The organism is Amycolatopsis sp. MtRt-6 (assembly GCF_017308975.1).
In the GTDB taxonomy this organism is placed as follows: Bacteria; Actinomycetota; Actinomycetes; order Mycobacteriales; family Pseudonocardiaceae; genus Amycolatopsis.
Map to the genome: position 1 here is coordinate 222,211 of NZ_JADWPD010000007.1, position 17,294 is coordinate 239,504.

At 72.3% G+C, this 17,294-nt stretch carries 17 protein-coding genes; 13 read left to right on the forward strand and 4 right to left on the reverse strand.

The annotated features are described in order from the left end of the window. The first annotated feature begins 57 nt into the window (after positions 1 to 57). From I4Q55_RS15185 to I4Q55_RS15195, 3 genes are all read left to right on the forward strand, one after another. Complete coding sequence (locus I4Q55_RS15185; protein WP_206788399.1) at positions 58 to 1,389, forward strand: cytochrome P450; 1,332 nt, start codon at positions 58 to 60, stop codon at positions 1,387 to 1,389. 54 nt (positions 1,390 to 1,443) lie between these two features. After that, complete coding sequence (locus I4Q55_RS15190) at positions 1,444 to 2,496, forward strand: alpha/beta fold hydrolase (RefSeq protein WP_206788401.1); 1,053 nt, start codon at positions 1,444 to 1,446, stop codon at positions 2,494 to 2,496. Between the two features lie 150 nt (positions 2,497 to 2,646). Then, positions 2,647 to 4,908, forward strand: coding sequence for a glycoside hydrolase family 3 N-terminal domain-containing protein (locus I4Q55_RS15195; protein WP_242545994.1), 2,262 nt, complete (start codon positions 2,647 to 2,649; stop codon positions 4,906 to 4,908). On the opposite strand, the gene I4Q55_RS15200 is transcribed toward I4Q55_RS15195, so the two are convergent. Next, positions 4,901 to 5,878 (reverse strand): helix-turn-helix domain-containing protein, encoded by a 978-nt coding sequence (locus I4Q55_RS15200; protein ID WP_206788402.1) that lies wholly within the window; start codon positions 5,876 to 5,878, stop codon positions 4,901 to 4,903. The two genes, I4Q55_RS15195 and I4Q55_RS15200, sit on opposite strands and share 8 nt — an antisense overlap. Before the next feature lie 126 nt (positions 5,879 to 6,004). Between I4Q55_RS15200 and I4Q55_RS15205 the strand changes: the two genes are divergently transcribed. From I4Q55_RS15205 to I4Q55_RS15215, 3 genes are all read left to right on the forward strand, one after another. After that, positions 6,005 to 6,958, forward strand: coding sequence for a VOC family protein (locus I4Q55_RS15205; RefSeq protein WP_206788403.1), 954 nt, complete (start codon positions 6,005 to 6,007; stop codon positions 6,956 to 6,958). Between the two features lie 3 nt (positions 6,959 to 6,961). Next, positions 6,962 to 7,582: an alpha/beta hydrolase gene (locus I4Q55_RS15210; RefSeq protein WP_206788404.1), complete on the forward strand. Its 621-nt coding sequence runs from the start codon at positions 6,962 to 6,964 to the stop codon at positions 7,580 to 7,582. A 121-nt stretch (positions 7,583 to 7,703) separates the two neighbouring features. Next, complete coding sequence (locus I4Q55_RS15215) at positions 7,704 to 8,585, forward strand: bile acid:sodium symporter family protein (RefSeq protein ID WP_206788405.1); 882 nt, start codon at positions 7,704 to 7,706, stop codon at positions 8,583 to 8,585. A gap of 3 nt (positions 8,586 to 8,588) precedes the next feature. On the opposite strand, the gene I4Q55_RS15220 is transcribed toward I4Q55_RS15215, so the two are convergent. Together I4Q55_RS15220 and I4Q55_RS15225 are read right to left on the reverse strand one after the other, a co-directional pair. Further along, the gene (locus I4Q55_RS15220) at positions 8,589 to 9,308 is read right to left on the reverse strand and encodes a hypothetical protein (RefSeq protein WP_206788407.1); all 720 of its coding nucleotides are present in this window, start codon (positions 9,306 to 9,308) and stop codon (positions 8,589 to 8,591) included. After that, entirely contained in the window at positions 9,301 to 9,834 is a 534-nt protein-coding gene (locus tag I4Q55_RS15225) for an RNA polymerase sigma factor (protein WP_206788408.1), read from the reverse strand. The genes I4Q55_RS15220 and I4Q55_RS15225 overlap by 8 nt, the downstream gene beginning before the upstream one ends. Positions 9,835 to 9,951: 117 nt before the next feature. Here I4Q55_RS15225 and I4Q55_RS15230 point away from each other — a divergent pair, with 117 nt between their 5' ends. Beyond that, a complete protein-coding gene (locus tag I4Q55_RS15230; RefSeq protein ID WP_206788409.1) occupies positions 9,952 to 10,587 on the forward strand; it encodes a hypothetical protein in 636 nt (211 codons plus the stop codon). Between the two features lie 10 nt (positions 10,588 to 10,597). Here the strand turns inward: I4Q55_RS15230 and I4Q55_RS15235 are convergent, their stop codons facing one another. Next, on the reverse strand, positions 10,598 to 11,626 hold the full coding sequence (locus tag I4Q55_RS15235) for a LacI family DNA-binding transcriptional regulator (protein WP_206788410.1): 1,029 nt from the start codon (positions 11,624 to 11,626) through the stop codon (positions 10,598 to 10,600). Between the two features lie 162 nt (positions 11,627 to 11,788). Here I4Q55_RS15235 and I4Q55_RS15240 point away from each other — a divergent pair, with 162 nt between their 5' ends. The 6 genes from I4Q55_RS15240 to I4Q55_RS15265 all read left to right on the forward strand — a co-directional run bounded on the left by I4Q55_RS15240 (position 11,789) and on the right by I4Q55_RS15265 (position 17,287). Beyond that, positions 11,789 to 12,820 (forward strand): substrate-binding domain-containing protein, encoded by a 1,032-nt coding sequence (locus tag I4Q55_RS15240; protein WP_206788411.1) that lies wholly within the window; start codon positions 11,789 to 11,791, stop codon positions 12,818 to 12,820. Next, entirely contained in the window at positions 12,817 to 13,767 is a 951-nt protein-coding gene (locus I4Q55_RS15245) for an ABC transporter permease (protein WP_206788412.1), read from the forward strand. Before I4Q55_RS15240 ends, I4Q55_RS15245 begins: the two co-directional genes overlap by 4 nt. A gap of 8 nt (positions 13,768 to 13,775) precedes the next feature. Then, positions 13,776 to 14,534 (forward strand): ATP-binding cassette domain-containing protein, encoded by a 759-nt coding sequence (locus I4Q55_RS15250; RefSeq protein ID WP_206788413.1) that lies wholly within the window; start codon positions 13,776 to 13,778, stop codon positions 14,532 to 14,534. Then, positions 14,531 to 14,917 (forward strand): D-ribose pyranase, encoded by a 387-nt coding sequence (gene rbsD, locus I4Q55_RS15255; protein ID WP_206788414.1) that lies wholly within the window; start codon positions 14,531 to 14,533, stop codon positions 14,915 to 14,917. Before I4Q55_RS15250 ends, rbsD begins: the two co-directional genes overlap by 4 nt. Further along, entirely contained in the window at positions 14,914 to 15,813 is a 900-nt protein-coding gene (locus I4Q55_RS15260) for a PfkB family carbohydrate kinase (RefSeq protein WP_206788415.1), read from the forward strand. The genes rbsD and I4Q55_RS15260 overlap by 4 nt, the downstream gene beginning before the upstream one ends. Positions 15,814 to 15,991: 178 nt before the next feature. Then, on the forward strand, positions 15,992 to 17,287 hold the full coding sequence (locus I4Q55_RS15265; protein WP_242545995.1) for an ATP-binding protein: 1,296 nt from the start codon (positions 15,992 to 15,994) through the stop codon (positions 17,285 to 17,287). The last annotated feature ends 7 nt before the right edge of the window (positions 17,288 to 17,294 follow it).

The window sequence follows — 17,294 nt, forward strand, 5'->3', positions numbered from 1 at the left end:
CGTGCGGCCGGATGGGCCTAAGGTGGCAGACCTCCTCCGGACTGCCAAGGAGAGGAAATGAACGTCCCGGTCGCGCCAGGCCGTCGGATCCTGCTGGGACACACCCCGTCGATGCTGCGGCAGCGGGTCGGGTTCACGTCTTCCCTGCGTGCGCACGGCGATATCGTGCGGCTCTTCCTCGGCCCGCTGGAGACCTATTTCCTGACGAGCCCGGAGTTGGTCAATCACGTCCTCGTGGGGGAGGGGAGCAGCTTCTCGAAGGGGATCATCTTCGACCGTTTCCGGCCGTTCATGGGAAACGGGCTGGTGATGTCGGAGGGCGCGTTCCACCGGCGGCAGCGCCGGTTGATGCAGCCGGCGTTCCACGGTGCGCGGCTCGCCGCGTACGCGGACACGATGGTGCGGGCCACCGAGGAGCTGACGGCCACGTGGCGCGCGGGCGAGGTGCGCAGGCTGGACGCCGACATGCAGCGGCTGGCCATCACCGTCGTCGGGGAGACGCTCTTCGCCACCGAGCTGGGGCGCCGGGCCGTCGCGGAGGCACGCCGGTCGATCCCGGTGGTGCTCAAGGCGGGCATGGTCCGGGCGTTGTCGCCGCGTTTTCTCGAGCACGTCCCGGTCGTGCCCGCCAACCGGCGGTTCGACCGTGCTGTCGAGCGGCTCCGGCAGGTGGTGCAGGAGGTGATCACCGGGTGGCGTGCCACCGGCGAGGATCACGGTGACCTGCTGTCCCTGCTGATGCTGGCCCGGGATCCCGGCACCGGCGAGGGCATGACCGACGACCAGGTCCACGACGAGGTGATCACGCTGCTGACCGCCGGGAGCGAGACCACGGCCGTCGCGCTGACCTGGCTCTTCCACGAGCTGGCCCGGCACCCGGAGGTGCTGCGGCGGGTGCGGGCCGAGGTGGACGGGGTGGTGTCCGGTCGTGCGGCGGCCTTCGCCGACGTCCCGAAGCTGGAGTACCTGCGCCGGGTCGTCAGCGAGGTCCTGCGGATGTACCCGATCTGGATCCTGATGCGGCGGGCGCTGCGGGACGTCGAGCTCGGTGGGGTGCGGCTGCCCGCCGGTACGGAGGTCATGTTCAGCCCGTTTTCGCTGCACTTCGATCCGCGGTTCCACGAGGACCCGGAGGAGTTCGAGCCCGATCGCTGGCTGCCCGAGCGCGCTGCCCGCGTTCCGAAAGGCGCGTACGTCCCGTTCGGCGCGGGCACCAGGCAGTGCATCGGGCAGGCTTTCGCGCACACCGAGATCACCCTCGTCGCGGCCACGGTGCTGGCCGGGTGGGAGTTGTTCCCGGTGCCGGGCGTGCCGGTGCGTCTCACGGTGACTTCGGCCGCTTATCCCGACCGGATGCCGATGACCGTGGTTCCCCGGCGGGCGGCCTGACAGTTCGATCATTTCCCGTTTTCGACAATTGATCTTTTCCGGAGGTAGTTTTCCGTGTCCGAATTCCGTGGTGGGACGAAACGTGTCGCCGGCCGTCGCCGGCGGGCGACCGTGCTCGTGCTGGTGGCGCTCGGTTTCCTGCTGGTGCCGGTTTCCGCGAGAGCGGAGGGCGCGAGCTGCCGGGACGTGTATTTCCCGGTGACGCTCGTGGCGCTCCCGCAGACGATGCACGGCACCCTGTGCGTGCCGGACGGCGGCGCGAACACGGTGCAGGTGCTGATTCCCGGCGGCACGTACAACAGTTCCTACTGGGACATCGGTTACCAGCCGGAGATCCGGTCGTACCGGCTGGCGATGAACAACGCCGGATACGCGACGCTGGCGCTGGACCGGCTCGGCACCGGGCGCAGCAGCACGCCGCCGAGCGCGGTGCTGACGACGGTCACCGAAGCCACGGTGGTGCACCAGGTGATCCAGGCCGTCCGGTCGGGGGCGCAGGGGCCGCGCTTCGGCAAGGTGATCCTGGCCGGGCATTCGTTCGGCTCCGGCACCGCGAGCATCGAGGCGGCGACGTTCCACGACGTCGACGCGGTGCTGGTCACCGGGCTGGCCCACCGGTTGAACCTGGCCGGGACGACGGCGGTGTTCGCCGCCACCTACCCGGCGATGCTCGACCCCCGGTTCGCCACCGGCGGCTACGACGTCGGGTACCTGACGACGGTGCCGGACAGCCGGTACTCGATCTTCCACGCACCGGGTCCGAAGGTGGCCGGGGCGATCGCGTTCGACGAGGCGACGAAGGACACCTCGGCGTACGAGCAGGCGGCCGACCTCTTCCCGATCGGGATCATCGCGCCGTACTCGTTGCTGATCGACAAGCCGGTCATGGTGGTGCTGGGCCAGGACACGGTGTTCTGCGGGCTGCTGGCCACGAACTGCTCGTCCGCCGCCGGGATCCGGAACTCCGAGCTGCCGTACTACGCCGCCGCGACAGACCTGACGACGTACGCGCTGCAGGGTTACGGGCACGCGATCAACTACGCGCCCAACGCGCCCGACTACTTCCGGGCTGTCATCGCGTGGGCGGACCGCACGGTCGGCCGGTGAGCAGGCCGGGGTGACGGCTGTCCGGGGCGGGACTTGCCTCGCGTTTGACCGGCAATCACGTGATCGAATCGGCGGGAACTTTCAGCCCGCAGTCGCGGTGTGTTCGTGGTTACCCTGTTTGGTCTCGTTCTCTCGCGAAAGGGTCTCGCCATGGAACAGCCCGAGAGTCACGAAGCCACGGCAACCGCCGATGGGGTGAACCGGCGGAGTCTGCTCGCCGGGGTCGGTGGTCTCCTCACCGCCGGGGGAGTGGCCGCGCTGCTCGCTCCGGCCGCCGCTGCGGAAAGCGGCCGGCCGGAGCGTGATCCCCGTGTCGAGGGGCTGCTTGCGAAGATGACCCTCGACGAGAAGCTCGGCCAGCTTCAGCTCGTCGGTACCGAAGACGCCGCGCGGGCCGCGCTGGCGACCGGGCGGCTCGGCGGTGTCTTCTCGGTTGTGGGCGCGGCGAAGCTCAACGCGCTGCAGCGCATCGCCGTGGAACGGACCCGGCTGCGGATCCCGCTGATCTTCGGTCTGGACGTCATCCACGGGTACACCACGAACTTCCCGATCCCGCTGGCCCAGGGCGCGAGCTTCGACCCCGCTGTGTCCGGCACCGACGCCGCCATCTCCGCGGGGGAGGCCCGGCGCAGTGGGATCCACTGGACCTATGCCCCGATGATGGACGTCACCCACGAGCCGCGGTGGGGGCGGATCGCCGAAGGCTCCGGTGAGGACCCCTACCTGGCCGCGCGCATGGCCGTCGCCAAGGTGCGCGGTTACCAGGGTGACGACATCGCCGCCCCGGACCGGCTTGCCGCCTGCGCCAAGCACTTCGTCGCCTATGGCGGCGCAGAGGGCGGCCGGGACTACAACACCGTCGACGTCTCGCTGCAGCGGCTGCACAACCTCTACCTCCCGCCGTTCAAGGCGAGCGTCGAAGCCGGGGTGGCGACCGTGATGGCGAGCTTCAACACCATCAGCGGCGTGCCCGCCCACGGCAACGGCTACGTCCTGCACGACGTCCTCAAGGGCGCCTACGGCTTCCGCGGGTTCGTCGTCAGCGACTACACCGGCGTCGAGGAACTGATCCTGCACGGCCTCGCCGGTGACGGCGCCGACGCCGCGGCCGCGGCCCTGCCCGCGGGCGTCGACATGGAAATGGTCAGCACCAACTACGTGCGGTTCGGGGCGCGGCTGCTGGCCGAGCGCCGGATCACCCGTGACCAGATCGACGACGCCGTCCGCCGGATCCTCCTGGTCAAGTTCCGGCTGGGGCTGTTCGACCGCCCGTACGTCGACGAGGCCGGCGAGGTGAAAGCGCCTTCTCCCGCCGCGCTCGCCGCGTCCCGGCAGGCTGCCGGGCGGTGCATGGTGCTGCTCAAGAACGACGGGCCGGTGCTGCCACTGGCGAAGACCGTCGGTTCGGTGGCCGTCGTCGGTCCGCTCGGCGCGGCCACCTACGACCTCAACGGCACATGGGCGGGCCTGGGCACCGGCGCCTGGACGACCCCGCCGGTCACCGTGGTCGACGGGATCAGGGCGGCGGTGCCCGGCGCGACCGTGACGTACACCGCCGGCTGCACCGTCGACGGCACCGACACCAGCGGGTTCGCCGCCGCGCAGCAGGCGGCTCGCGCGGCCGAGGTGACCGTCGTCGTGGTCGGTGAAACCGCCGCGATGAGCGGGGAAGCGGCCGCGCGCAGCGACATCGACCTGCCCGGGGTGCAGCAGCAGCTGGTGGCGGCGATCGAGGAAACCGGGAAGCCGTTCGTGGTCGTGCTGGTCAACGGCCGTCCGCTGACGATCTCGTCCCTGCACGACACCGCGCCCGCCATCCTCGAAGCGTGGGCGCCGGGTGTGCAGGGTGGCCACGCGGTCGCCGACGTCCTGTTCGGCACGGTCAACCCCGGTGGCAAGCTGCCGGTCAGCTTCCCGCGCGCGGTCGGGCAGGTGCCGATCTACTACAACCACGAGAACACCGGGCGCCCGGCCGACCCGGCCAACAAGTACACGTCGAAGTACCTCGACCTCGAGTCCGGTCCGCTCTACGAGTTCGGCCACGGACTGTCGTACACGACGTTCCGGATCGACGGCCTGCGCCTGTCGGCCACGCGGATGCCGGCCCGCGGTGGCCGCGTCCAGGTGAGCGCGCGGGTGACCAACACCGGTACCCGCGCCGGCGACGAGGTCGTCCAGCTGTACCTGCGGGATCCGGTGGCGAGCATCGTGCAGCCTGTCCGGCGGCTGCGCGGGTTCGAGCGGGTGACGCTGGCGGCGGGCGCGGCGAAGACGGTGTCGTTCACGCTCACTCCCGACGACGTCGGCTTCTACGACAATGCCGCGAAGTTCCGCGTCGAGCCGGGCGAAATCCAGGTCTACGTCGGCAACAGCTCGGCGGCGACGCTCACCGCGAGCTTCACCGTCACCTGAGCGCCCGGCGGCGGAACTCCGCCGGGGTGAGGCCGGTGGCGGCCTTGAAGACCTGGCCGAAGTGGGACGGGTCGGTGAACCCCCAGCGGGCGCCGATCGCCGCCACCGGGACGGCGTGGGCGGCCGGGTCCGCGAGGTCGCGTTTGCAGGCCTCCACCCGGCGGTGCCGGATCCAGCCGGCCACGGTGTGGCCGCTGCCGTGGAACAGCGCGTGCAGGTGGCGCACGGAGACGAAGCACGCCGCCGCGAGGGTGTCGACGCGCAGGTCCGGATCGGACAGCCGGTCGTCGATGCAGGCCTGCACGGCCTGCCGTCGCCGGAGCCGGTCGTCGTCACCGGCCGGCCCGGCGACGCCGGCGTGGGCGCGCAGCATGGTCGCCGTCATGTCGAGCACGTTGCCCGCCACCAGGATCCCGGCGGACTGGCAGTCCGGGGCCAGCGAGCCGAGGCCGAGGATGGCCGACCAGACCACGGGCGCGATGCCGTGGTCGGCGGAGAACCTGCGGGCCACCAGGTGGGTGAAGGCCGCGGCGTCGGGGGCGCCGAGCGCGGTCTTGCGGAAGCGCACGTTGACCGACCGGTAGTCGTCGCTGACGTCGAGGGTCAGCGGCCGTTCGGAGTCGTAGAGCGCGAACTCGCCGGCGCGCAGTGTCGTGGCCCGGCCGTCCTGGGTGAGCTGCTTGGTGCCGGCGAGCTGCAGGGTCAGCAGGAAGGAGGCGTCGGCGGCGCGCGTCAGGTCGTCGGGGCGGCGGTGGACGGTGTGCCGCAGGCAGGTGACGCCGAACAGGCCGAGCTCGCCGACGGCCCGGTGGGCGATGGACCCGGCGAAGGCCTTCGGGTTGTCGAACTCGAAGCTGAAGTGCAGCGACACCCCGGTGTTGACCTGTTGTTCCCAGACGCCGGGGCCGACCTTGGCGGCCGTGCGGGGCACGGCGTGCCCGGTGGGGATCAGGCTCAACGTACCGGCCATGGTCGCTCCTGGGGGCACTCGGGCAACGCGGCCAGGGTACGCCGGGCGCGCCGTCGTGCACATCGGCGACATCGGCGTGCACGTTTCGCCGATGTCCGGGGCGGCCCGCCGCTCATAACGTGGGGCATGGCCTACATCGAAGGTTCCCACCACATCACGCTGTCGGTCGGCCGGGCGCAGGAGGACGTCGACTTCCACGTCAAGGTGCTGGGCATGCGGTTCATCAAGCGGACCGTGCTCTTCGACGGCTCGGTGCCGATCTACCACCTGTACTACGCGAACGCGAACGGCGATCCGTCGAGCGTGGTCACGACGTTCCCGTGGGCGCAGGCCGGGTTGTACGGCAAGCGCGGCACCAACCAGAGCCGCGAAGTGCTGCTGTCGGTGCCCGAGGGCAGCCTCGACCACTGGCACCGCCGGCTGACCGAGCACGACGTCGAGGTCCGCAACGTCGAGGTCTTCGGACGGCGGCGGCTGGCGTTCGAGCACCCCTGCGGCATCGAGTACGTGCTCGTCGCCAACGAGGGTGACGACCGGGTCGGCCACGCCGGCCACGGCGTGCCGCCGGAGTACGCCATCCACGGCCTGCACGGGCTCGGCGTGCACGTGACGACTCCCGATCGCACGGTCGAGTTCGCCAACGACACCTTCTACGCCCAGGACGGCCTGGCCGAGGACGGCGACCGGATCGCGGTGCAGCTGGGCAAGCAGGCCCACGGCAACCACCTCGAGATCACCGTCAACCGCGCGGACGACCAGGGGACGTGGCACTACGGGGCCGGCACCCACCACCACTTCGCCTGGAACGCCGACACCTTGGCGAACCAGGACGAGCTGAAGTTCGAGGTCGAGGGCCGCGGCTACACCGACATCTCGGAGCTGAAGGACCGCAAGTACTTCAAGAGCGTCTACGTCCGGTCCCCGGCGGGTGCGCTGTTCGAGCTGGCGGTCACCCACGCCGACGGTGGCTGGGACTGCGACGAATCGCCGCACGAGCTGGGGCAGCGGTTCCAGCTGCCCGAGCAGTTCGAGGACCGCCGCGAGGAGCTGCTCGCGGCGCTCGAGCCGATCGACGGCTGAGCGGTGAACCCCCACCTCGGCGGGCGGGTCCTGACGTGGGGCCCGCCCGAGGCGGCGGTCGTGGTGCTCGCCGTGCACGGTCGCGGGCACGAGCCCGAGGTGATGCGTGAGCTCACCACGCGCTTCGGCCCGCTGCCGGCCCGGTTCGTCGCCCCGGCCGCGGCGGGCGGCAGCTGGTACCCGCTGCCGTTCCTGCAGCCGCTGCCCGGCAACCAGCCCCAGCTCGACGACGCACTCGCGGCGATCGAGGCCCGCGTCGACGCCCTGCCCGACGCCGGAAACCTGGTGCTGCTGGGGTTCTCCCAGGGCGCCTGCCTGCTGGCGCACCTGCTGCTGACCCGGCCCCGGCGGCTCGGCGCGGCGGTGCTGCTGACCGGCGGGTTCATCGGCCCCGACCCGATCGAGCCGCCCACGGGCACCGAACTCGACGGCGTGCCGGTGCTGCTGCGGAGCATCGAGGACGACCCCTGGGTGCCGGCCCACCGGGTCGTGGAGACGGGCCGGCTGTTCGAGGCCGCGGGTGCCCGGCTCGACCTGAAGATCGAGCCGGGCACTGAGCACATCGTGACCGAGGAAGCCTGCGCCACCACCGCCGCCCTGATCCGCCGGCTCGCGGCCCGGTGACGACCCTTTTCGCCGGGCGAAGGTCACAAATCGGTCATTCAAGGCACGCGAGGAGAACCACCGCGCCCGCCTGGGGGCAGGATTGGCAGCCGGTTCTCGCATTGAACTCGCGGAGGTTCGGATGGGTGCGCAGATCGTCTCGATCTTTCTGCCGGTGGCGCTCGCGCTGGTGATGTTCGGCCTCGGCCTGTCGCTGACCCTGGCCGACTTCGCCAGGGTGGTGAAGTACCCGAAGGCCGCCATCGTGGCGCTGACGTGCCAGATCGTCGTGCTGCCCGCCATCTGCTACGGGCTGGTCGTGCTGTTCGGGCTCAACGGCGTCCTGGCCGTCGGGATGATGCTGCTCGTCGCCTCGCCCGGCGGGACGTCGGCGAACCTGTTCAGCCATCTCGCGGGTGGTGACGTCGCGCTGAACGTCACCCTCACGGCGGTCAACTCCGTCCTCGCGATGTTCACGCTGCCGGTGGTGGTCGCCTGGTCGCTGGCGCAGTTCATGGCCGGCGACGCGTCGATCGGGCTGCAGCCCGCGAAACTGCTGCAGATGTTCGCGATCGTGCTGGTCCCGGTGGCGATCGGGATGTGGGTCCGGCACCGCTACCTCGGCTGGACCGAGAAGATGCAGAAGCCGGTCAAGATCGCGTCGGTCGTCGTGCTGGTGCTGGCGGTCACGTTCTCCATCGCCGGGAACTTCCGGCTCCTGCTGGACAACAGCGAAACGCTCGGGCCGGTGGCGTTGCTGCTTTCCGTGCTGAGCCTGGCGGTCGGCTACGGCGTGCCGCGGCTGCTGCGGGTGGAGCGGCGGCAGGCGATCGCGTCGGCGATGGAGATCGGCATCCACAACGCCGCGCTGGCCATCACGCTCGCCATGTCGGTGCTGGGCAGCGAGCCGATGGCCGTCCCGGCCGGGATCTACGGCACGGTGATGTTCGTGCCCGCCGCGATCGCCGCGTACGCGTTGAGCCGCAGGAGTTCCCGCGTCGCGAGCGTCGCGGGCGTCCGCTGACGCTCACGAGACCGTCGCCGCGATCTTCGCGGCGTCCTCGAAGGTGAGCGCGCCTTCGAGCCGGTAGGTGACCTCGCCGCGCTGCCAGACCAGCGACTGCGCGGCGAGGCGGGCCGTTTCGGTGTGCCACTCCCCGGCCCGGTCGACGTACATCAGCTCGTGCGGCCGGTCGATCCAGATCGCCGGTTCCCCGGCGACGCTCACCCGGCGGCCGCCGGACATGCCGAGGAACTTCTCGAACACCGGGCCGAGCCGGCCGTCGAACTCGTCGACCCGGACCGCGCCGCCCCGGTACAGCAACGAAACCACGCGCGTCGGATCACCGGTGATCCGGACGTCGTCCGGTGGCCCGAGCGCGGCCGGGGCCCCGATCGGGAACGCCGTCAGCCGGCGTGCGTCGGCGAGGTCCACCGAGCGCTCGCCGGGGAGCAGGCCTTGGCCGCGCACCGGGGGACCGGGTTCGCCGCGCAGCTCGATCCCGGCGAACCGCAGCAGGTCGGTCACGGTCGCGCGCACCGCGGGGGAGAACGTGACCGCCGCGGCGAATACCAGCAGGAGCGCCGCGGCGACGGTGGCCCAGCGCGGCAGCACCGGACGCCGTCGCGGCCGCGCGGGCAGCCGGGCCAGGACGGCCTCGCGCACGTCGGGGGCCGGCGGCACGTCGAGGCGGTCGCCGAGCTCACGCAGCGCGGCGGCCAGCCGCGCGTCCTGGGGATCAGTCACCGACCGCCTCCTTGGCCGGTTCGGCCAGCAGCTCCCGCAGCCGGGCGAACGCGCGGTGCGCCCGCGACTTCACCGAACCCCGCGGGCAGCCGAGCACCTCCGCCGTCTCGCCTTCGGTGAGGTCGAGGAAGTACCGGCAGACCACGACGGCCCGGTTCTTCTCGGGCAGGGCCCGCACCGCGTCGAGCAACGCGGCGCCGGCGGCGTCCGACAGCGCCCGTGCCGCCGGATCGCCGTCGGGGACCGGTTCCAGGCTCGCGGCGCGCAGCTCGGTCGCGGCGCGCCGGCGCCGGGAGCGGACGAGGTTGTGGGTCTCGTTCGCGACGATGCGCAGCAGCCAGGCGCGGAACGAAGCGCCACCGCGAAACGACGGCAGCGCCCGGAAAGCCTTCACGAACGCCTCCTGGACGACGTCTTCGGCTTCATGCCCGGCGCCCAGCAGGTAGGCCGTCCGGTGGGCGAGCGCGGTGTACCGGTCGACCAGCGTCCCGTAGGACGCCGGGTCGCCGTCGCGGATCCGGGCCACCACTTCGTCGTCGTCCGTCGTCCGCCCCTTCCCGCCGGTGGTTTCACCCTCCTCTACACCGGCCGCGGCCGCGAGGTTCCCCGGGAACCGGTTCGCGCCCGGCGGTGTAGGGCGGACATGAAACTGCGACTCGCTTCCCTGCTCGGTGCCGTCCTGGTGGCCATGCTGGTGCCGGTGCCCAGCGCGTGGGCGGGCAATTGGGCGGTCACCTACCCCGACCCGTTGCCGGACACCTTCCGGGCCGGACAGCCCTACACCGTCGGTTACTGGGTGCTGCAGCACGGTTCCCACGTCAGCGACGGAGAACTCGGCGCGACCGCGCTCGTCTTCACGCCCGCGCAGGGCGAGCCCGTGGTGTTCCCCGGTGTCGCCCTGCGCGAACCCGCGCACTACGCGACCGCGATCGCCCTGCCCCACGACGGGAGCTGGCGGGTGTCGGCGCGGCAGGGTGTCTTCGCCGACTACGAAATCGGCACGCTGACGGTGCCCGGACGGCTGGCGGTCACGCCACCCCCGGCTCCGATGGCCTGGGGCGAAAAGCAGCCGTGGGGCGCGATCCGGCCCCCGATCGCCCCGAACGACGGCGGTGCCGTGCCGATCCAGACCATCGCTCCGAGCGCGGCGGCGGCCACGCCGGAGGCACCGGCGTCACTGGGGGCGGTGCTGGCGGTGGCCGGCCTGGTCGTCGCCGGGGGAGCCGTGCTCCTGGTGGGCGGCCGTCACCTGCGGCGCCGGCTGCGCGAAGGCGCGTGACCTCGGCCGGTCACTCCAGCAGGTTCGACGACCGGACGAACGAGTCGGCGCAGCCGCACGAGCCGCGGGTCGTGAGCCGGGTGGGCAGGGTGTGCAGCCCGGTCGGGCGCGGTTCGTCGCCGAGGGCGCCCACGAGCAGTTCGGCCGCCAGCTTGCCCATCTCGAAGATCGGCTGCTCGGCCGTGGTGAGGCCGGGGCTGGTGTAGGCCGCGTACTCGATGCCGTCGAACGAGGCGACCGCGAGGTCGTCGGGGACCCGCAGGCCGTGGTCGGTGGCGGCCCGCAGGAGGCCGAGCGCGGCGAGGTCGCTGGTGACGAACAACGCGGTCGGCGCGTGCGGTCCGGCCAGCAGCGCTTCGAGCGCCTCGTAGCCGGCCCGGCCGCCGAACGGGCGGCGCAGCACCGGCAGGGCGGCGAGCCCGGCTTCGGCCAGCGCCCGCTCGTACCCGGCCACGCGGTCGCGGGAGGTCGAGACGTCCGGCCCGCTCAGGCAGGCGATCCGCGTGTGGCCGTGGCCGATGAGGTGGGCGACGACCTCGCGGGCCCCGTCGACCGCGTCGGCCACGACGGTGGGCAGGTCCCCCTCGCCGAACGACCGGTCGACGAACACCACCGGCGTCGGGATCTTCGCGTACTCCGCGCGCAGGGCCGGGCCCGTCGTCGACGGGATCGCCAGCACACCCTCCACCTGCCGGTCCAGGAACGCGCGCAGGTAGCCGAGCTCGCGCGTCTCGTCGTCGGCGGCGTTGCCGACCAGCAGCGGGTACCCGAACCGGTGCGCCGTCTCCTCGACCGCGCGGGCGAGCAGCGCGAAGTACGGGTTCGCGCTGTCGGGGATGACCAGCCCGAGCGCGTGGCCGCGGGCCATCCGCAGGGACCGGGCCACCGTGTTGGGGCGGTAGCCGAGCTCGTCGATCGCGGCGAGGATCCGCTCGCGGGTCTCCGGGGCGACGCGCCGGGGCCCGTCGTTGAGCACGTAGCTGACCAGCGCCGGAGACGTCCCCGCCCGCCGGGCGACGTCCGCCCGCGTCACCGCCATCCGAGAACTCCGTTCTTCGAGCCCGAGTCTTGACCCCCGAATCTTGACAAGCAGTGTGCCAGAGCACAGGATGCCTCATCAACACGAGTTGACGGCGCCTCAGCCCGTGTCCACACCCAAGAATCAACACGAGTTGAATCGCTCGGACCAGGGAGAACACTCATGGGAAGCTGGAACCTTCGCCGCATCGTCGCGGTGACGGTCGCGGCCGCCGCGGTCGCCGGGATGACCGCGGCCTGCGGCCGCGGTGGTGACGACACCAAGCAGGCGAGCGGTCCGCGGATCGCCATCGTCACCCGCAACTTCACCAACCCGTACTGGGCCGCGCTGCGCGACGGCGCGCTGGCCGAGGGCAAGCAGCGCGGCGTCGAGGTCAACGTGCAGGCCGGCACGTCCGAGACCGACGCCGACGGCGAGAACGCGAAGATTTCCACCCTGGCCGGCCAGGGCTACGACTGCTTCGGCGTCGTCCCGGTCAACGCGAGCAACGTGATCACCCCGCTCGTGCCGGTGGCGCGCGCGAAGAAGACGATCCTCAACCTCGACTCGCAGATCGACCCGGCCGCATCGAGCGCGGCGGGCGTCTCGTACGCGTCGTTCATCGGCTCGGACAACATCGCGGCGGGCACGCTGGCCGGGCAGAAGATGCTGACCGCGCTCGGCGGCAGCGGCAAGGTCGTCATCCTGCAGGGCATCGCCGGCGAGCAGAACGGCATCAACCGCGAAAAGGGCTTCACCGAGGCGACCGGCGGCAAGCTCGACATCGTCCAGCGCGCGCCGGCCGACTACGAGCAGGACAAGGCACTGCAGGTCACCGAGGCGATCCTCAAGGCCCACCCGGACATCACCGGCATCTTCGCCGCGAACGACACCATGGGCCTCGGCGCCGTCCAGGCGATCAAGAACGCCGGGCTGGCCGGCAAGATCAAGGTGATCTCGGTCGACGGCATCAAGGACGCCCTCGCCTCGGTCAAGAACGGCGACCTCTACGGCACGATCACCCAGTACCCGTACGCCGAAGGCCAGCTCGCGGTGCAGGCCTGCATCGCCGCGCACGCCGGCAAGCCGATCCCGCAGCGCGTGGTCGCGCCGATCGCGTTCATCGACAACTCGGTCGTCGACCAGCAGCTCGCTTCGTTCCCGAAGCCGTTCGCGCCGTTCGACAACCCGCTCGCCGCGCTGGTCGCCGGATGACGGCGACGGCGGCCCGGCCGCGTTCGTTCGACCTCGCCCGCGCGGCCGACTACGCCGCACCCGGAGCGCTGGTCGTCGTGTGGGTCGCGTTCTTCATCGCGACCCCGCACTTCCTGACCCTGAGCAACATCGGCGACCTGCTGGTCGCCTCCTCCATCCTGGCCGTGCTGGCGCTGGGCCAGCAGTTCGCCGTCGTGGTGGCCGGCATCGACCTGTCGGTGGGCGCGAACCTGCCGTGGGCGGCCGCGCTGCTCGGCGCGACGGCGACCGCCGGCGTCCCGCTGGGCCTGGCGATGCTGATCGCGATCGCGGGCAGCGTCGTCGTCGGCGTCGTCAACGGGTTCCTCGTCGGCTACCTGAAGATGACCGACTTCATCGTGACGCTCGGCTCGTTGAGCGTGGTCAGCGGCATCACCCTGCTGCTGACCGAGGGCAACACGGTCGCGGTGTCCTCGCCGTTCCTGCAGGCGATCGCGCTGGACGGGATCGGGCCGGTGCGCTGGTTCTGGCTGATCGCGCTGGCCGCCGCGGTGCTGGTGTGGTTCACGCTGTTCCGCACCCGCGCCGGCACGCACCTGCTCGCCGTCGGCGGCGGCTCGGACGCGGCGCTGGGCTCCGGCATCCCGGTGCGGCGGGTGCGCCTGGCCGCCTACGCGGCGTCCGGCCTGCTCTGCGGCGTGGCCGGGGTGATGCTGGTGGCCCGCAACGGCGGCGCGGACCCGTCGCTGCAGACCAACTACCTGCTCAGCTCGATCGCCGCGGTGGTGCTCGGCGGGTCGTCGCTGTTCGGCGGGAAGGCGTCGGTCGTCGGCTCGGTGACCGGTGCGGTCCTGCTGACCAGCCTGGTCAACGGCTTCACGATCATCGGCATCTCCCAGTACTTCCAGACGATCGCCGTCGGCGCGGTGGTGCTGCTCGCGGCGCTGCTCGCCCGGTTCCGGAAGTGAGGCGGCACATGACAGAGACGAAGTACCTGATCGAGGCCCGCGACCTGGTGAAGTCGTTCGACGCCGTGCGGGCGCTCGACGGCCTGACGGCGGGCTTCGCCGAGGGCGAGGTCACCGCGATCGTCGGCGACAACGGCGCCGGCAAGTCCACCCTCGTGCGCTGCCTCACCGGCGTGCACCCGCCCACCGAGGGGCAGCTGCTCTTCCGCGGCGAGCCGATCCGGCTCTCCTCGCCCCAGGCGGCGCGCGACCTCGGCATCGAGACGGTCTACCAGGACCTCGGCCTCATCGACGACCTCGCGGTGTGGCAGAACCTGTTCCTCAACCGCGAGCTGCTGCGGCCGGTGCCCCTGCTGGGCGTGCTCGACCGGCCCCGGATGATCCGCGAAAGCCGCGACATCCTCAGCGGGCTCGACGTCAATGTGCCGTCGGTGCGCACGACGGTCCGGCGCATGTCCGGCGGGCAGCGGCAGAGCATCGCCATCGCCCGCGCGGTCACCTGGGGCAAGTCGATGGTGATCATGGACGAGCCGACGGCGGCCCTCGGCGTCCGCGAGACGGCGGCGGTGGAGAAGCTGATCCTGTCGCTGCGCGACCGCGGCGTCACCGTGCTCATCATCAGCCACGACCTCGAGCAGGTGATGCGGGTGGCCGACACCGTCGTGGTGCTGCGCCGCGGGCGGGCGGTCGCGCGCCGTCCGGTCGACGGCGTCACGGGCGACCAGCTGGTCGGCCTGATCACCGGAACCATCTCGGAGGCCGCGTGAAACGCACCGGCCTGATCAACGGGCAGCTGACCCGGGCGCTCGCGCAGCTGCGGCACACCGACCTGTTCGCCGTCAGCGACTCGGGCCTGCCGGTGCCCGGCGGCGTCGAGGTGATCGACCTCGGCGTCGTCTACGGCACACCGGACTTCTTCACGGTCCTGCGTCCGCTGCTGGCCGAGGTGACGGTCGAGGCGGCGTGGGCGTCGGAGGACGTGGTGGAGGCCAACCCGGACGTCCACCGGGCGCTCGGCGAACTCGTCGAGCCGCAGCTGCTGCCGCATCCGGAGTTCAAGGACCGGCTCGGGCAGTGCCGGTTCGTGGTCCGCACCGGGGACGCGACGCCGTACGCCAACGTCCTGCTGCGGGCGGGGGTGGCGTGGTGACCGGATCCGTCGTCGTGGTCGGCGCGGTGAACGTCGACCACGTCGTCGTCACCGGCCGGCTGCCCCGGGCCGGCGAGACGGTGGTCGGGCCCGCGATGGTCCGCCACGGCGGCGGGAAGGGCGCGAACGCGGCGGTGGCGGCCGCCCGGTTCGGCGCACACGTCCGGCTGATCGGCGCGGTCGGCACCGACGACGTCGCCGCGGGCGCGCTGGCCGAGCTGGCCGAAGCCGGGGTCGACGTCGCGTCCGTCGAGCGGCTCGCCGAGGTGCCCACCGGGGCCGCGGTGATCGTCGTCGACGCCGCGGGCGAGAACCAGATCGCCGTCGGGGCCGGCGCGAACGCCCACGTCGATCCGGACCGGGTTCGGGCCTCGCTGCGGGCGGTGCTCCCGTCGTGCGGCTGCGTGCTGGTGAGCACGGAGATCCCGGAGGCGGCGGTCGCGGCGGCCGTCGAGGAGGCCACCGCGGCCGGGGTGTGCTGCGTGCTCAACCCGGCCCCGGTCGTCCCGGTCGTCGCGGAGTTGCTGCGGCACGGCCCGGTGCTCACGCCGAACCGGGGCGAGGCCGCCGAACTGGCGCCCGACCTCCCGACGCTCGCCGCGCGGACGGGGGCGCCGGTGGTGGTGACACTGGGCGGCGAGGGCGTGCGATACGTACTGCCGGGCGAGTCCCCGGTCGACGTGGCACCGCACCGCACGAAGGTGGTCGACACAACCGGCGCCGGCGACACGTTCAACGGGGTGCTCGCAGCCCGCCTCGCGGCGGGCGACCCACTGGACCGAGCGGTCCGCACGGCGAACGTCGCGGCGGCGTTGTCGGTGACGGCACCCGGCGCCCGCGCGGGCGGGCCGGCACCGGCCGAAGTGGAGGCAGCCCTCGCGCCGGCTCGGCCGTGACACCGCCGCCGGAACGCTTGCACACGGCGCGTAGCCCGGTGCGGTGGCCGGAAACGGCGTCGTTTCCGGCCACCGCGGTTACGCCGATCGGGCCATCCACTGTGGCCCGGTTTCCCTTTGTATCTGTAGCAAAGCTCAACGCCCCTTTAGCAATGAGCTCAGGCAGAGGGAGATGGCAATGGGTCGCCCCGAACGCCCGCTGGATCCCACCGCCGGGCCGGTCGCCGCCTTCGCTCACGAGCTGCGGGTGCTGCGCAACCAGGCCGGGAACGCCGGGTACCGGGAACTCGCCAGGGCCGCGCACTTCGCGCCGTCCGTGCTGTCCACCGCGGCCAGCGGGCGGCGGCTGCCGACCCTGGCCGTGACACTGGCGTTCGTGGCCGCGTGCGGTGGTGACCGCGGGGCGTGGGAACGGCGCTGGCGGAGCGTTGCCCAGGAGGTGCGCACCCAGGCCGTGCGGCCGGCTCAGCTACCGCCCGGCTCGAGGACCTTCGTCGGGCGGGCACCCGAACTGGCGGCCGCCGCCAGGGCGATCGAGGCGGGCGGGCCGGTGCTCGTCACCGGTCCGATCGGGACCGGCAAGGCCGCCTTCGCGGTGCGGCTGGCCGAAGAGGTCGCCGCGCACTTCCCGGACGGGCAGCTCTACGCGGACCTGGGCAACGGGACGGGCGCCCGGACGACCGACGACATCGTGCGGGGGTTCCTGCGGGCCCTGGGTGTGCCGGCCCACCTCGTGCCCGACGACCCGGTGCACCGGGTCGACCTCTACCGGTCGCTGCTGGCCGAACACCGGCTGTTCGTGCTGCTGACCGGCGCCGGCACCGAGGCGCAGGTACGCCCGCTGCTCGGGCGGACGGCGCGCAGCCAGGTCGTGGTGACCGGCCGCGCGCGGCTGCCGGCCCTGGAGGACGCGCACCGGGTCGAGCTGGGCGCCTTCGCCCGCGCGGAATCGGTGGCGTTGCTCGGGCGGATCGCCGGCGAGCACCGGGTCCACGCCGAGCACGCCGCCGCGGACGCGATCGCCGCGCTGTGCGGCGATCTCCCGCTGGCCGTCAGCGTCCTCGGGCGCCGGATCGCGGTGCGGCCGGAATGGACGATCGCCGCCACGGCCGCCCGGCTCGCCGGCCGCGAACGGCTGCTGGACAGCCTCGGTGTCGGGGACGTCCACGTCCGCGACCGGTTCACCGCGGCGTACGAAGGCCTTTCCGCCGCGGGGCGGGCGGCCGTCCACCACTTCGGCTCCGACGGCACGACGCCGGCCCGCATCGCCGCGGCGCTGGGCATCGCCACCGAGACCGCCGAAGAGCTCCTGGAGTCCATTGTGGACGCCGGGCTACTCCGGCGCGCCGACGTCGCCGGCCGCTACGCGATTCCCACGCTGGTCAAGGTGTTCGCCGCGGAGCGGTGCGTGCCGCCGAGATTCCCGGATCGGCGGGAACAGTTCCCCTACCCACCGGGAACCGCGCGAACCTAGCCTTTGC